General features: G+C 63.7%; 11 protein-coding genes. 7 read left to right on the forward strand and 4 right to left on the reverse strand.

The features are described from left to right. Positions 1-44: 44 nt before the first annotated feature. From ycaC to ACKI1H_RS23475, 3 genes are all read right to left on the reverse strand, one after another. Positions 45-671 carry an isochorismate family cysteine hydrolase YcaC gene (gene ycaC, locus ACKI1H_RS23465; RefSeq protein ID WP_138521611.1) on the reverse strand — a complete coding sequence of 209 codons (627 nt, stop codon included), beginning with the start codon at positions 669-671 and terminating at the stop codon, positions 45-47. Positions 672-722: 51 nt separating this feature from the next. Further along, entirely contained in the window at positions 723-1,409 is a 687-nt protein-coding gene (locus tag ACKI1H_RS23470; RefSeq protein WP_440466539.1) for a hydrolase, read from the reverse strand. Positions 1,410-1,506: 97 nt separating this feature from the next. After that, entirely contained in the window at positions 1,507-2,373 is an 867-nt protein-coding gene (locus tag ACKI1H_RS23475; RefSeq protein WP_440466540.1) for a pirin family protein, read from the reverse strand. 101 nt (positions 2,374-2,474) lie between these two features. Between ACKI1H_RS23475 and ACKI1H_RS23480 the strand changes: the two genes are divergently transcribed. The 3 genes from ACKI1H_RS23480 (at position 2,475) to ACKI1H_RS23490 (ending at position 4,655) form a co-directional block, all read left to right on the forward strand. Further along, entirely contained in the window at positions 2,475-3,380 is a 906-nt protein-coding gene (locus tag ACKI1H_RS23480) for a LysR family transcriptional regulator (RefSeq protein WP_440466541.1), read from the forward strand. Positions 3,381-3,619: 239 nt separating this feature from the next. After that, entirely contained in the window at positions 3,620-3,994 is a 375-nt protein-coding gene (locus tag ACKI1H_RS23485) for an NUDIX hydrolase (protein WP_138521619.1), read from the forward strand. A 73-nt stretch (positions 3,995-4,067) separates the two neighbouring features. Beyond that, positions 4,068-4,655 carry a hypothetical protein gene (locus tag ACKI1H_RS23490; protein WP_138521621.1) on the forward strand — a complete coding sequence of 196 codons (588 nt, stop codon included), beginning with the start codon at positions 4,068-4,070 and terminating at the stop codon, positions 4,653-4,655. Here ACKI1H_RS23490 and ACKI1H_RS23495 read toward each other — a convergent pair. Then, on the reverse strand, positions 4,642-5,286 hold the full coding sequence (locus ACKI1H_RS23495) for a histidine phosphatase family protein (protein ID WP_440466542.1): 645 nt from the start codon (positions 5,284-5,286) through the stop codon (positions 4,642-4,644). The genes ACKI1H_RS23490 and ACKI1H_RS23495 overlap by 14 nt on opposite strands. A 264-nt stretch (positions 5,287-5,550) precedes the next feature. Here ACKI1H_RS23495 and ACKI1H_RS23500 point away from each other — a divergent pair, with 264 nt between their 5' ends. The 4 genes from ACKI1H_RS23500 (at position 5,551) to ACKI1H_RS23515 (ending at position 14,740) form a co-directional block, all read left to right on the forward strand. After that, positions 5,551-6,522 carry a sensor domain-containing diguanylate cyclase gene (locus tag ACKI1H_RS23500; RefSeq protein ID WP_138521625.1) on the forward strand — a complete coding sequence of 324 codons (972 nt, stop codon included), beginning with the start codon at positions 5,551-5,553 and terminating at the stop codon, positions 6,520-6,522. Between the two features lie 195 nt (positions 6,523-6,717). Then, positions 6,718-9,366 carry a pyruvate dehydrogenase (acetyl-transferring), homodimeric type gene (gene aceE / locus ACKI1H_RS23505; protein ID WP_440466543.1) on the forward strand — a complete coding sequence of 883 codons (2,649 nt, stop codon included), beginning with the start codon at positions 6,718-6,720 and terminating at the stop codon, positions 9,364-9,366. 11 nt (positions 9,367-9,377) lie between these two features. Further along, the gene (gene aceF / locus ACKI1H_RS23510) at positions 9,378-10,982 is read left to right on the forward strand and encodes a dihydrolipoyllysine-residue acetyltransferase (protein ID WP_440466544.1); all 1,605 of its coding nucleotides are present in this window, start codon (positions 9,378-9,380) and stop codon (positions 10,980-10,982) included. 1,085 nt (positions 10,983-12,067) lie between these two features. Then, positions 12,068-14,740, forward strand: a complete 2,673-nt coding sequence (locus tag ACKI1H_RS23515) for an autotransporter outer membrane beta-barrel domain-containing protein (RefSeq protein WP_440466545.1) — start codon at positions 12,068-12,070, stop codon at positions 14,738-14,740. The last annotated feature ends 26 nt before the right edge of the window (positions 14,741-14,766 follow it).

Consider the following 14,766-nt stretch of genomic DNA (forward strand, 5'->3'; position numbering starts at 1 on the left):
ATCGCCAGACCGGCCCCCGTGGCGCCGGCCCGGCGAGCACCCACTTACTTCTTGGAAGTCAGCGTGCTGTAGGCAGTGATCAGGTTGCGGTAATCAGGGATGTGGTTGGAGAACAGCGCGGCGAGGCCTTCGATATCGTTGCGCCAGTCGCGGTGCAGCTCACAGGCCACGCCGAACCAGGTCATCATCTGCGCGCCGGCGGCTTCCATGCGGCGCCAGGCGGCGTCACGGGTGACTTCGTTGAAGGTGCCGGAGGCGTCGGCGACGACGAAGACGTCGAAGCCTTCCTCCAGCGCCGACAACGCCGGGAAGGCCACGCAGACCTCGGTCACAACGCCGGCGATGATCAGCTGCTTCTTGCCGGTGGCCTTCACCGCCTTGACGAAGTCCTCGTTGTCCCAGGCGTTGATGTTGCCGGGGCGGGCGATGTAGGGCGCGTCAGGGAACAGGTCCTTCAGCTCGGGCACCAGCGGGCCGTTGGGTCCACTCTCGAAGCTGGTGGTGAGGATGGTCGGCAGCTTGAAGTACTTGGCCAGGTCGGCCAGGGCGAGGACGTTGTTCTTGAACTTGTCCGGTTCGATGTCTCGCACCAGCGAAAGCAGACCGGCCTGGTGATCGACCAGCAATACGGCGGCCTGGGTCTTGTCGAGACGGACGTAGGGCTTGCTCATGGCGTTTCCTCTTTGCGGTGGATACCCGGTCGGAGCCGGGCAAGGGTTGAATCAGCGCTGGGAGTCCAGCACTTCGTGTTCGGTCACGACCTGCTGGGCCTTGGTGTAGCTTTCGATCAGCAGGCGGTAATGCGGGAAGATCAGGCTGTAGGCCTCGGCCCACTGCGCGGCATCCGGGCGGTTCCAGGTACGCTGGATTTCCGAGGCCACCGCGGCGGTGTCCATGGGCACCACGCCAGCCTGGACGACACGGGCCAGGGTGATTTCCTGCGCCGCCTTGGAATAGGTGCCGGAGGCATCGATCACGGCAAATACCTTGTAGCCGGCGTTGACGGCGGCGATTGCCGGGAAGGCCATGCAAACGCTGGTGATGGTGCCGGCAATGACCAGGGTCTTCCTGCCGGTGGCCGCCACCGCGGCGACGAACTCGGGGTTGTCCCAGGCGTTGATCTCGCCCTTGCGTGCCAAGTACTGCGCATGGGGCGCGGCTTCATGGATCTCGGGGATCAGCGGGCCGTTGGGGCCCTGCGGCACCGAGGCGGTGGTGATCACCGGAATCTTCGCCAGCGTCGCGATGCGGGCCAGGGTGATGGCGTTGTTGCGCAGCTCGGTCATGGGCATGTCCTTGACCGTCTGGAACAGGCCGCTCTGGTGATCGATGAGCAGCATGGCGGTGTCGTCGGGGTCGATCACCGGGCGCTTGCCATTGAAGTTGGCAATCTGGTTGAAGTGGCTCATTTAGGGGTCTCCACAAAGGGCATCCGGCCCATAAAGCCCGCGCATCCTGCGCGGGCGCTCATCCAGACTAGGCGACGCCTGAGTCCGGGGTATGACATCAGCGGGTCATCTGTCCGAAACGCCCGCTCTGGACATCGGCAATAGCCTGCTGAATCTCGCTTTCGCTGTTCATCACGAAGGGGCCGTAGCCGACGATGGGCTCGTTCAGCGGCTCGCCGCTGAGCAGCAGGACCAGGGCATCGCTCTCGGCCTCCAGTTGCAGGTACTCACCGCGCCGGTCAAGCAGCGCCAACTGGCCTTCGTGCAGCGCTTCGCCGCCGCCCAAGCGGACGCTGCCGCGCAACACCACCACGGCCGTGTTGCGCCCGGCCTTGACGGCCAGTTCCAGCGGGCGGCCGGGCTGCAGACGCAGGTCCCAGACATCCAGCGGGCTGAAGGTGTGGGCCGGGCCCGCGTGGCCGGCGTAGTCGCCCGCGATCACCCGCAGGCTGCCGGCGCCATCGGCCAGGTCGATGCGCGGGATGTCGCTGGCCAGCAGGGTCTGGTAGGCCGGGGGAGTGCGCTTGTGGCGGGCCGGCAAATTCACCCAGAGCTGGACCATGTGCAGGTTGCCGCCGCTGCGGGTGAAGTCCGGCGAGTGATATTCCTCGTGGAGGATGCCGTCGCCGGCCGTCATCCACTGCACGTCGCCGGGGCCGATGCGGCCGCCACCACCGCTGGAGTCGCGGTGCTCCAGTTCGCCTTCGTAGACCAGGGTCACCGTCTCGAACCCCCGATGCGGGTGCTGACCGACGCCACGGCGCACCGTGCTGGGGCCGAACGCGTGAGGGCCGGCATGGTCGAGCAGCAGGAAGGGGCTGAGGTGCTCGCCGAGGCTGTCGTAGGAAAACAGCGTGCGAACCGGGAAGCCGTCGCCGACCCAGTGCGGCCGGGGGGCGCTGTAGATGCCAAGAATCTGTTTCATGGGGTGCCTCCTGTCGTGCATGGAGGCCACGATACGGACAGGACAATTGCCCCAGTAGGCGGCAAAAACTACTATCAGTGTTCCATAATAGGAACACTGAAATGGACGATCTCAACGACCTCTACTACTTCGCCCAGGTGGTGGAGCACGGCGGTTTCACCCCGGCCGGCCGCGCCCTGGACGAGCCCAAGTCGAAGCTGAGCCGGCGTATCGCCGCGCTGGAGGAACGCCTGGGCGTGCGGCTGATCCAGCGTTCGACGCGGCATTTCTCGGTGACCGAGATTGGCCAGGTGTTCTACCGACATTGCCTGGCGATGCTGGTGGAAGCGGCGGCTGCCACCGAGGCCGTCGAACAGCACCGTTCCGAACCGCGCGGGGTGGTGAACCTGAGCTGTCCTACGGCGCTGCTGAACTTCTGGGTCGGCCCGATGCTGGCGCGCTTCATGGTGCAGTACCCACTGGTGGAGCTGCATGTACAGAGCACCAACCGGCAGGTGGACCTGATCCAGGAAGGCATCGACATTGCCTTGCGGGTGCGCTTCCCGCCGCTGGAAAGCAGTGACCTGGTGATGAAGGTGCTGGGCGAAAGCCGCCAGCGGGTGGTGGGCGCCCCGGCACTGCGCGAGCGCCTACCGGCCAGGCCGACGCCCGCCGACGTGGCTGCCCTGCCGACGCTGCACTGGGGCGCGGTACAGCGAGAGTACCAGTGGCAACTGGACGGCCCCGAAGGGGCCAGCGCGCAGGTGCGCTACCGACCGCGAATGGTCACCGACGACCTGGTTGCGCTGCGCCAGGCCGCGCTGGCGGGCGCCGGTGCCGTGCACATGCCGGCCGTGGTGGTGTGCGAGGACCTGAACGAAGGCCGATTGGTGAACCTTCTGCCGGACTGGGCGCCGCGTACCGGCGTGGTCCACGCGGTGTTCCCTTCGCGGCGCGGGCTGTTGCCGTCGGTACGCACCTTGCTTGATTTCCTCGGTGAGGAATTTGAGAAGAGCGATATGTCCTGAGTAAGCGTCCTGCAAGCCCGAGAGAAAGTCCGCACTTCAATCCCGGACGCCGGTCCACCCTGAAGGAAATACTGCTCGGGAATATGGCGAGCTTTTCTTCAGAAAGCTCTGACATACCTTTCCAGCGACCATTCCTTACCATTTGTCGACAAAAACGCCGTAACCAGTTCATCTGGTTGGGAATCTTTGATTAATGTCTACGCTGAACACTGTTGGAAGAATGTCGAGGAGCAGCCGGTATGGCTAAGAACCTGAAAGAGCGTGCAACGGTCATCTGCCGCCTCGACGACAAGATTCTCTTCGTGCGCAAATCCAAGTCGAAGTGGAACCTCCCCGGCGGCCGCATCGAGGCCGACGAACGCCCCGGCCAGGCGGCCACCCGCGAGCTGATCGAGGAAACCGGGCTGGCCATCGAGCAGATGAATTACGTGGCGCCGCTGGAGCTATACCAGACGCTGCACTACGTGTTCGAGACGCCGATCGACCCGACGCAACAGCCCACCCCGCTGAACGAGATCGCCGACTGCCGCTGGTTCGCTCCCGAAGAGCTGGAGCGCCGCCGGGTCAACAAGTCGGCTCGCCGCTTGCTGCGCACCTGCCTGAAGGCTGGTTGATGGGCTGACGGACGGCGCGTATCAAGGTATCTTCAGCGCCTTCCTACAACACCCTTCCAGGATTCGTTCCCCCATGCTTCGCGCTGCCCTGCTCTGCACCACCGCGCTGTTCACCACGGCAATGAGTTCCGGCCTGGCCCTTGCCCAGGTCGAGGTGAAGCCTGTGCAGCACTCCAAGGTCGGCGAAGTGCTGGCGGTGCGGATCAGCGAGGAGATCGCTCCGGGCGACTACGAGCGCCTGTTCAAGGGGCTGCTGGCCAACCCGGGCAAGTTCGCCCGCAAGGTGGCCTTGCTGGACAGCATCGGCGGTAGCGCCGCCGAATCGATCAAGATGGGTCGTCTGCTGCGCGAGTCCGGCTTCGAGACGCTGGTGCCGACCAACAGCGTCTGCCAGGGTTCCTGCGTCTATCTGCTGGCTGCCGGCAAGCACCGTACGGTGCGTGGCTACGTGGGCCTGCATCGCCCCTACTACCCCGCCGGCGATTCGTCCCAGGCGGCGGGCAGCTACAACGCCCGCACCTATTTCCGCGACATGGACATTCCGCTGGAACTGGCCGACACCATGCAGAGCATCGACCCGCAGCGCATGCGTGTGCTGACGCCGGAGGAGCTGCAGCGCTACCGCCTGGGCGCAACACCCAGCCAGATCAGCGCCCGCTGACGTTCAGCGGCCACTGGTCGGCATCGATGTAGCCGAGCAGGCGCGGGCTCTTGTCCGTTTCGCTGAGCACGAACAGCGTCGAGGCGTAGTCCGGAGTCGCCGGGTCGTCCACGCTCACCGAGTGCTCCAGGTCCTCGATGCATTCGCTGTGGGTCACCAGGATCAGGTTGCGGTGCGCGATCTTGTGTTGCAGCGCCTGGCGCAACATCGATCCTTCACAGTTGTACAGCCACTCCTGCTCTTGCGGCGCCTGCCCGAACATCGAAGTGGCGGTCTGTACCGCACGCACCTGCTCACTGCTGAGGATGTCGGCATTGGCCAGGCCGAGGGCGGCGAAGTCCTGTCCGATGGCGTGGGCACTCAGGCCACCCCGCACGGTGATGCCGTCGACGTTGCCCAGGCAGGGGGCGCTGGAACGGTCACACCGTTCGGCATGGCGCACCAACACGATCAGGTCGCCGTTCTGCCAGTGCTCGCGCAGCTCGGCCTGGCGCTTGGCATCGCCGACCAGCGGTGCGGGACGGGAGAAGTCCAGCGGCAGGAAGCCACTGAGCAAGGCTATGAGAGGGAGGATCGCCAGCAACGACAGCCAGCCGCGAGGCAGGGAACGGAAGAACTTTGGGATGGGCATGGGCTCGGCCGTACTGCTGGTAGAAGGGAAAGCCCGACCCATCCCTGGGGTGACCATCGCACTGCGGGTTGTCAGATGGCGGGCAGGCAAACCCTATCGCCGCATTCGTGAAGAACCCGTTATGAATTGCTGAAGAAACCGTATCCGTCAGAAACGACCGTCTGTCGCCCCGCAGCCTTCGAGGTGCCAACTGGCGCGATTGGCCCGCTTTCGGTCATCGCACTGTGGTAGAACAAGGCACAGTGCCATCAGAGAGCCGCCGCCATGCCGTACGACGCCTCCCCGGAAAATCCCGTCTACCAGACCCTCCTCGAATCCACTCGCGCCATCCCGTGGAAAATCGACTGGCGATCCATGACCTTCGCCTACATCGGCCCGCAGATCGAAGACCTTCTAGGCTGGAGCCAGGCCAGCTGGGTCAGCGCCAACGACTGGGCCGAACGCATGCACCCGGAAGATCGCGACCGCGTGGTGAACTTCTGCGTGTCGCAGTCGCGCGAGGGCACCGACCACGAGGCGGACTACCGCGCCCTCACCTCCTCCGGTGACTACGTGTGGATCCGCGATGTGGTGCACGTGATGCGTGACGAGAACGGCGAAGTGGACTCGCTGGTCGGCTTCATGTTCGACATCAGCGAACGCAAGCGCGCCGAAGAGCAGCTGATCATGCTGCAGCGCCAGTTGGAGGAGTACTCGTACAAGGACGGCCTGACCGGCGTGGCCAACCGGCGCATGTTCGACTCGGTGCTGGACACCGAGTGGGGCAGCGCCCAGCGCAGCGGCCAACCGTTGTCCCTGGTGCTGCTGGATATCGACTACTTCAAGCAATTCAACGATCACTACGGGCACATCCAGGGCGACGACTGCCTGCGCACCGTCGGCAAGGCGCTGGCCGGCGCGCTGCACCGACCGCGGGACTTCATCGCCCGCTTCGGTGGCGAGGAGTTCGTGCTGGTGCTACCGGAGACCGACAGCGAGGCCGCGCGGCAGATCGCCGAGCGTTGCCGCAGCGTGCTGCGCGAGCAACAGATCAGCCACGAGAAGTCCAATGTCTCGTCGTTGCTGACCATCAGCCTGGGCGTCGGCACTGCCGTGCCCTCCTCCAGCGACCGTCCGCTGGACTTCGTCGCGGCGGTGGACCGCCTGCTCTACCAGGCCAAGCAGGCCGGGCGCGACCGCCTGGTGGCCGCACAGTGGAACCGTGGTGACGACCTGCGGCGTGATGCGGTGCGCTGAGGCGACTGCGACGTCCTGACTCGATATCCCGACGGGCACCGGCGCCAGAGCTGTCTAAGCTCTATAGCCACACGCGCGTGCCGGCGGCAGCGCGGCGGCCTCACGAGGGTCGCCGCCCACTGCGCCAACTCCATGAAACCCCTGGCCAGGAGCCGGCATTGCGTAGAGCCGACCCCGTAACCAGGACCCCTGACCATGCACGATATCGACCCCGTCGAAACCCAGGAATGGCTGGACGCGCTGGAATCCGTACTGGAGAAAGAAGGCGAAGACCGCGCCCACTACCTGATGACTCGCCTCGGCGAGCTGGCCAGTCGTACCGGCACGCAGCTGCCCTACGCCATCACCACGCCCTACCGCAACACTATTCCGGTAGGCCACGAGGCCCGCATGCCGGGCGATCTGTTCATGGAGCGACGCATCCGCTCACTGGTGCGCTGGAATGCGCTGGCCATGGTGATGCGCGCCAATCACAAGGACCCGTCGCTGGGCGGGCACATCTCCACCTTCGCCTCCTCGGCAACCCTCTATGACATCGGCTTCAACTACTTCTTCAACGGCCCCACCGAGGAACACGCCGGGGACCTGATCTACTTCCAGGGCCACGCCTCGCCCGGTATCTACGCCCGTGCCTACATCGAGGGGCTGCTCACGGATCAGCAGCTGGAGAACTTCCGCCAGGAGGTCGACGGCAAGGGCATTTCCTCCTACCCGCATCCACGGCTGATGCCGCACTTCTGGCAGTTCCCCACGGTGTCCATGGGCCTGGGGCCGATCCAGGCGATCTACCAGGCGCGCTTCATGAAGTACCTGGAAAGCCGTGGGTTCATCCCCGCCGGCAAGCAGAAGGTCTGGTGCTTCCTCGGCGATGGCGAGACCGATGAGCCCGAATCCCTCGGCGCCATCTCCCTGGCCGGGCGCGAGAAGCTCGACAACCTGATCTTCGTGGTCAACTGCAACCTGCAGCGCCTGGACGGTCCGGTGCGCGGCAACGGCAAGATCATCCAGGAGCTGGAAGGCGTGTTCCGCGGCGCCAACTGGAACGTCATCAAGGTGATCTGGGGGCGCTTCTGGGACCCGCTGTTCGCCAAGGACCACGCCGGCCTGCTGCAGGCGCGCATGGACGAAGCGGTGGACGGCGACTACCAGAACTACAAGGCCAAGGACGGCGCCTTCGTCCGCGAGCACTTCTTCGGCGCGCGACCGGAGTTGCTGGAGATGGTCAAGGACCTCTCCGACGAAGAAATCTGGAAGCTCAACCGAGGCGGGCATGACCCGTACAAGGTCTATGCCGCCTACCACGAAGCGGTGAACCACAAGGGCCAGCCCAGCGTGGTGCTGGCCAAGACCATCAAGGGCTACGGCACCGGCACCGGCGAGGCGAAGAATATCGCCCACAACATCCACGAGATCGACGTCGAAAGCCTGCGCGCCTTCCGCGATCGCTTCGACATCCCGATCAAGGACGCGGACCTGCCCAAACTGCCCTTCTACCGCCCTGACGAAGGCAGCGCCGAGGCACGCTACCTGAAAGAGCGGCGCGCCTCCCTGGGCGGCTTCATGCCTCATCGCCATGGCAACAGCCAGGCCATTCCCGCTCCGCCGCTGGAGACGCTGAAGGCCTTGCTGGACGGCTCGGGAGACCGCGAGATTTCCACCACCATGGCCTTCGTGCGGATCATCTCGCAACTGGTGAAGGACAAGGAACTGGGCCAGCGCATCGTGCCGATCATTCCCGACGAGGCCCGCACCTTCGGCATGGAAGGCATGTTCCGCCAGCTCGGCATCTACTCCTCGGTGGGCCAGCTGTACGAGCCGGTCGACAAGGAACAGCTGATGTTCTATCGCGAGGACAAGAAGGGCCAGATCCTCGAGGAAGGCATCACCGAGGCGGGCGCGATGTCCTCCTTCATCGCCGCCGGTACCGCCTACAGCAACTACCGCCAGCCGATGCTGCCGTTCTACATCTTTTATTCGATGTTCGGCTTCCAGCGCATCGGCGACCTCGCCTGGGCGGCCGGCGACAGCCTGACCCGCGGCTTCCTGCTCGGCGGCACCGCCGGGCGCACCACCCTCAACGGCGAAGGCCTGCAACACGAGGACGGCCAGAGCCATGTGCTGGCCTCGGTCATCCCCAATTGCCGCACCTACGACCCCACCTACTCTTATGAGCTGGCGGTGATCATCCAGGAGGGTGTCCGGCAGATGATGCAGGAGCAGCAGGACGTCTTCTACTACATCACCGTGATGAACGAGAACTACCCGCACCCTGCTCTGCCCCAGGGTGTCGAAGCCGGCATCATCAAGGGCATGTACCTGCTCTTCGAGGACCGCCGCGCTGCCTCGCACCACGTACAGCTGCTCGGCTCGGGCACCATCCTGCGCGAAGTCGAGGCCGCGGCGAAGATCCTGCGCGAGGACTTCGGTATCGGCGCCGACGTCTGGTCGGTGCCCAGCTTCAACGAACTGCGCCGCGACGGCCTGGCGGTGGAGCGCTGGAACCGTCTGCATCCGGGGCAGAAACCCCGGCAAAGTTACGTCGAGGAATGTCTGGGCGGTCGCAAGGGGCCGGTGATCGCGTCGACCGACTACATGAAGGTCTACGCCGAACAGATTCGCCAGTGGGTGCCGACCAAGGAATTCAAGGTGCTGGGCACCGATGGATTCGGCCGCAGCGACACGCGCGCAAAGCTGCGCCACTTCTTCGAAGTGGATCGTCACTGGGTCGTTCTCGCGGCGCTGGAGGCGCTGGCCGACCGCGGCGATATCGAACCCAAGGTCGTGGCCGAGGCCATCGCCCGGTTCGGCCTCGACCCGGAAAAAACCAACCCGCTGGACTGCTGAGGAGAGGCACCGTGAGCGAGACCATTCGCGTACCCGACATCGGCAACGGTCAGGGCGAAGTCATCGAACTGCTGGTCAAGGTCGGGGATCGTATCGAAGCCGAGCAGAGCCTGCTGACGCTGGAGTCCGACAAGGCCAGCATGGAAATCCCCGCGCCGAAAGCTGGCATCGTGAAGGCTATCAAGGTGAAGGTCGGCGACACCCTCAGGGAGGGTGATGACATCCTCGAACTGGAGACCGAAGGCGGCGCCGAGCAAACCAAGACTGAGGCAAAGGCCGAGTCGCCTGCCAAGACCGCCGCAGCAGAACCCGCACCGGTCGCTGCGCCTGCGCCACAACCTGCACCGCCTAGCAGTGGCGGAGTGGAAACCATCAAGGTGCCGGACATTGGCAACGGCCAGGGTGAGATCATCGAGCTGATGGTCAAGGTGGGCGACCGCATCGAAGCCGACCAGAGCTTGCTGACGCTCGAGTCCGACAAGGCCAGCATGGAGATTCCCGCGCCCAAGGCCGGCGTGGTGAAGGCCATCAAGGTGAAGATCGGCGACACGCTCAAGGAAGGCGATGACATCCTCGAGCTGGAGGTCGTCGGCGGTGCTGCTGCGCCGCAGGCCACGGCCGAGAAGTCCGCAGCCGCCCCGGCGGCACAAGTCGAACCTGCCAGGGGCTCGGAAGCCACGCCCGTGGGCGCGCCCAGCCGCGACGGCACCCGGGTGCACGCCGGGCCCGCCGTGCGCATGGTTGCCCGTGAGTTCGGCGTCGACCTGGCGCAGGTCACCGGCACCGGGCCCAAGGGCCGCATCCTCAAGGAGGACGTGCAGCTGTTCGTGAAGGAGCAATTGCAACACGGCAAGTCCGGCGCGACGGCAAGCGGCAGTGCGGGCATTCCGCCGATCCCGGAGATCGACTTCAGCAAGTTCGGCGAAACCGAAGAAGTGACGATGACCCGCCTGATGCAGGTCGGCGCTGCCAACCTGCATCGCAGCTGGCTGAACGTGCCTCACGTGACCCAGTTCGAGTCCGCCGACATCACCGAGGTGGAAGCCTTCCGCGTGGCGCAGAAGGCGGTGGCGGAGAAAGCCGGGACCAAGCTGACCATCCTGCCGATCCTGCTCAAGGCCTGTGCCCACCTGCTGCGCGAACTGCCCGACTTCAACAGCTCACTCGCTCCCAGCGGCAAGGCGCTGATCCGCAAGCAATACGTGCACATCGGCTTCGCCGTGGATACACCGGACGGTCTGCTGGTACCGGTGATCCGCGACGTGGACAAGAAAGGCCTGCTGCAACTTGCCGCCGAAGCCGCTGAGTTGGCGGAGAAAGCCCGCACCAAGAAGCTCAGCGCCGACGCCATGCAGGGCGCCTGTTTCACCATCTCCAGCCTGGGGCATATCGGCGGCACCGGCTTCACCCCCATCGTCAACGCACCGGAGGTGGCCATTCTGGGCGTGAGCAAGGCAGCGATTCAGCCAGTGTGGGATGGCAAGGCCTTCCAGCCGAGGTTGATGCTGCCGTTGTCGCTGTCTTACGACCATCGCGTAATCAACGGCGCGGCGGCGGCTCGCTTTACCAAAAGGCTGGGTGAAGTGCTGGGGGAGATTCGAAGTCTTTTGCTGTAGTTGCTTTTCTGGAAACCACTATATTGCCCGGCACACCTCGCGCTGCCGGGCAATATACCCTCACTGAAACTGAACACTCCACAAATAGAATTCAACCACTCAGAAAGCGAGACAAAACAACAAAAACTCGCATCTAAATAATAGGTATCAAGCATACCCTCATGCCATTAAGCCAAATCATTCACACCCCTTAACCGATGGGAAATCGCCTACTCGTCAAGTCGCCATATCATAATTGATCTCTTCAGGGACCATTCCCAAGAATCCAGTCGACTTCCGTTCCCCGAACCAATCCGGAGCCTCTAGGCAGAGGCTTTCATCAACAAGGGAACACCACGGAAGTCCTGCCGGAACGTATTTCGGCAGACATCTGCTGACAGGATTCAACAATGAAAAAATCAAGAAAATTCAGCCGCAACAAAATCTCACTGGCCATTTCGTTCGCTGTCGCCAGCGCACCTCTCTACGCCCAGGAGACACGCACTTCTTATAACCAACAAGGAACCGCTGTATTCGAGACCCGTTTTTTCGATATCGGTGACGGCCCCTATATGGGGGACACGGAGGAACCGGAATACTCGACGTGGAACCTGAGCGCTGAACAGAAGGACAAGATAGGAAAAGCGATCGACTATTGGGCAACCGTCATTCAACCATCCACGGGAGTCAGTGCTGCCATCGTAAACGTAGGAACCTACAACGGTGCCAATGCATCAGGTTCTAGCGCTCCCGTCATGATCGACGTGAAGCGATACGAGACTGCATTACAGGTAATTCTCTCCGGAGAATACATTCTACCCCCCGAATTATTGACCTTTGGGTCACACGCGCAATTCCGTATGGGGAGCGGCCTCAGCTACGACACCATTCCATACGTACCCTCCCAAATACCTCGCGCCTCAACTGGAATGGATATCAATGCTACGGCCCTGCACGAACTGGCGCATGGATTGGGCATTACCACCTATGTTAGCGACAAGGATGGAAAAGGTAGCAATACCCCCTACTTCCCTAAGTCTGGCCTCTCTGAATGGGATCAGCATCTTCGCGATGACAATGGCAACCCCGCAAAGGCGGGGCAGGCCGTGCTCTGCACCGACTGCAGCAATGCCTATGATCCTGACGGATTCGACTTGCGCAAGGACCAGGGCTACTTCACCGGCGATAATGTAACCGAAGTTCTGGACGGCGCCATGCCGGGCGTTCCGGTGAAAATCCTGGGCGTGGAAGGCTATGTGGACACCAACTACATGTCTCACAGCGAGTTGAAGAACAGCCTGATGAGCCATCAGAACTACCGCAACTACACCACCTTCATGGAGGCCGAGCTGGCGGTACTACAGGACATGGGCTATGAGATCGACCGGCGCAACTTCTTTGGTTTTTCGGTGTACGGTAACGGCCAAACGCTCTACAACCAGAACGGCTATTTCAAGCGCGACGAAACCGGTACCGCTTACCTTACCGGCGCCTACAACGAAACGTCTCTTGGCGTCGGCCTGCACGTCTACGGCAGCGACAACCTGATCTACCAGCAGGCCGACCTCCTCACCCGCGGAGCAGGAGCCGTCGGCGTCCGCGTCGATGGTGAGGGTAACACCCTGGTGATTGATCCCGGCACCCGTATCCACGCCGACGGCCTGAACGGCCAGGGCATCCTGTTCGCCTACGGCAAGGACCACGATCTCGTGCTGCGCGGCGATGTGCAGGCCATGGGAGAAAGCGGCGTCGGCGCCCGGTTCAGCTTCGGCCAGAACCTGCTGGGCAGCTTTGGAGACAGCGTACTCGGCACGGAGTATCGCGGCTCCTACTTCCAGATCAAGAACAATGAGGTACAGGACAACCCCCTGCCGGAGCTCATGGGCGCCCTGGTCGACACGGTCAACATCAGCGGCCGTCTGGCCGGCTCGGCGGCGGCGATCCAGATCGACGACTCCGCACTGGTCAACCAGATCAATATCCTGGCCGGGGCCCAGTTGGAAGGCGGCATCTACTCGGACTACAACCGATGGGAAGGGGGTGGCATCGAGAAACGCTTCACGCAGCTGAACTTCGGCTTGCTGAACGATGGCCAGGGCCGCGCCCTGGACCAGGCCGACCCGAACTTCCGCATGACCTACAACGGCGATATCCAGGGTATCCGCAGCCTGGTGCTGAACCTGCGGGGCGGCGAAACCAGCCTCAACAGCCAGAACAACCAGCTCTACGCAGTGAACGTCGAAGAAGGCGCCACCCTGCGTGGCAACGGCCAGTTCCAGCTCAACCCCAACGGCGAATTCGTCAACCGCGGTACCGTCGCGCCGGGCAACTCGCTGGGTAGCATCACCGTCGACGGCGACTATCGCCAGACCGATACCGGCCAGTTGCTGGTGGAGGTGAACGACAAGCGCCAACACGACAGCCTGCTGGTCACCGGCAACGCCGATCTCGCCGGCCGCCTGACCGTGGCGCCCGCACGCGGCTGGTACTCGCCGCAGTGGACGGTCAGCTCCAGCCAGTTGCTCAAGAGCGCCAGCACCACCGGCAGCTTCGACGCGGTAGAAAGCCTGCCGGTTTCGCCGACCCTGTCCCTGCTGGCTACTCCGAAGGCCGACGGCAGCTACCTGCTGAAGTTCGAACGCAGCAGCGATGCCTACGCCCAGTACGCCCTGAGCCAGAACGGCCGCGAAGTGGGCGAGGCCCTGAGCGAAACCGCCTCCGAGGTCAAAGCCGGCGACACCGACCGCCAGAAGCTCTACACCGCCCTGGACTTCTCCGCAGCGGACGGCAGCACCATCGGTCGCGCCCTCGAACAGCTCTCGCCCTCGGCCTACAGCGCCATGCTGGCCAGCTCGTTGCAGCGCGAGCAGCAGGTCGCTGACGCCATCAGCGCCCGCGAGCCCGGCAAGCTGCGCGACGATGAGTGGCAAGCCTTCATCCAGCCCTTCGGCGGCAACACCCGGCAGAACAGCGACAGCCACACCGTCGGGTTCAACAGCGACAGTTCCGGTGTGATCTTCGGCGCCGAGACCGCCGCCACCAGCGACGGCAACCTGATCGTCGGCCTGCACGGTGCGGCCAGCAAGCAGAAGGTCAACCTGAAGGACCCGCTGCACGGCGACGGCAATACCACGGCCCTGGAACTGGGTGTGCACGCCCGCTATGCAGCAGATCCGATGGCCGGCAGCTACATGCTCGGCAGCGCCCGTATCGGCTACGAAACCGGTGAACTCAAGCGCAAGCTCGACTTCGCCGACTACTCCGCCGAGAACAAGGCTGACTGGACCGGCAAGAGCGCGTCCCTGGTCGGTGGTGGCGGCTACCGCTTCAAGCTGAACGAAAACGTCAGCCTGGGCCCGATCGCCACCCTCACCTACACCAGCCTGTGGCGCGACGGCACCCACGAGAAAGGCGCCGATGGCTCCACCCTGAAGCTGAAGTCCCAGCAGTTCGATTCACTGCGCTCCAGCATCGGCCTGAACAGCGCCATGAAGTTCCCGCTCGACGGTGGCAAGGCCATCAAGGCGGAGGGCCAGATCACCTGGAACCACGAGCTGCTCGACACCGACCTGATCCAGGACGCGACCTTCGCCAACTACCAAGGCGTGAAGTTCAAGAGCAAGAACACCGTCATGGACCGCGACTCCATGGGCCTGCGCGGCAGCGTGCGTTACCAGCTCAGCGAAAACGTGGACATTGGCGCAGGGGTAGCAAGCGACCTGTTCCGCACCGGCTACAACTCGGTGTCGGGCAACCTGTCGCTGGACTGGCGTTTCTGATCCACCCTCCCCGCGCCTGGCGTGGG

The sequence above is a fragment of the Pseudomonas sp. YH-1 genome (assembly GCF_051990045.1).
Classification (GTDB): Bacteria; Pseudomonadota; Gammaproteobacteria; order Pseudomonadales; family Pseudomonadaceae; genus Pseudomonas; species Pseudomonas nicosulfuronedens.

Excerpts from the sequence above, each read along its gene's own strand:
- ACKI1H_RS23470 (WP_440466539.1), bottom strand. The coding sequence starts at position 1,409 with ATGAGCCACTTCAACCAGATTGCCAACTTCAATGGCAAGCGCCCGGTG.
- ycaC (WP_138521611.1), bottom strand. The coding sequence starts at position 671 with ATGAGCAAGCCCTACGTCCGTCTCGACAAGACCCAGGCCGCCGTATTG.
- ACKI1H_RS23495 (WP_440466542.1), bottom strand. The coding sequence starts at position 5,286 with ATGCCCATCCCAAAGTTCTTCCGTTCCCTGCCTCGCGGCTGGCTGTCG.
- ACKI1H_RS23500 (WP_138521625.1), top strand. The coding sequence starts at position 5,551 with ATGCCGTACGACGCCTCCCCGGAAAATCCCGTCTACCAGACCCTCCTC.
- aceE (WP_440466543.1), top strand. The coding sequence starts at position 6,718 with ATGCACGATATCGACCCCGTCGAAACCCAGGAATGGCTGGACGCGCTG.
- ACKI1H_RS23475 (WP_440466540.1), bottom strand. The coding sequence starts at position 2,373 with ATGAAACAGATTCTTGGCATCTACAGCGCCCCCCGGCCGCACTGGGTC.
- ACKI1H_RS23485 (WP_138521619.1), top strand. The coding sequence starts at position 3,620 with ATGGCTAAGAACCTGAAAGAGCGTGCAACGGTCATCTGCCGCCTCGAC.
- ACKI1H_RS23480 (WP_440466541.1), top strand. The coding sequence starts at position 2,475 with ATGGACGATCTCAACGACCTCTACTACTTCGCCCAGGTGGTGGAGCAC.
- ACKI1H_RS23490 (WP_138521621.1), top strand. The coding sequence starts at position 4,068 with ATGCTTCGCGCTGCCCTGCTCTGCACCACCGCGCTGTTCACCACGGCA.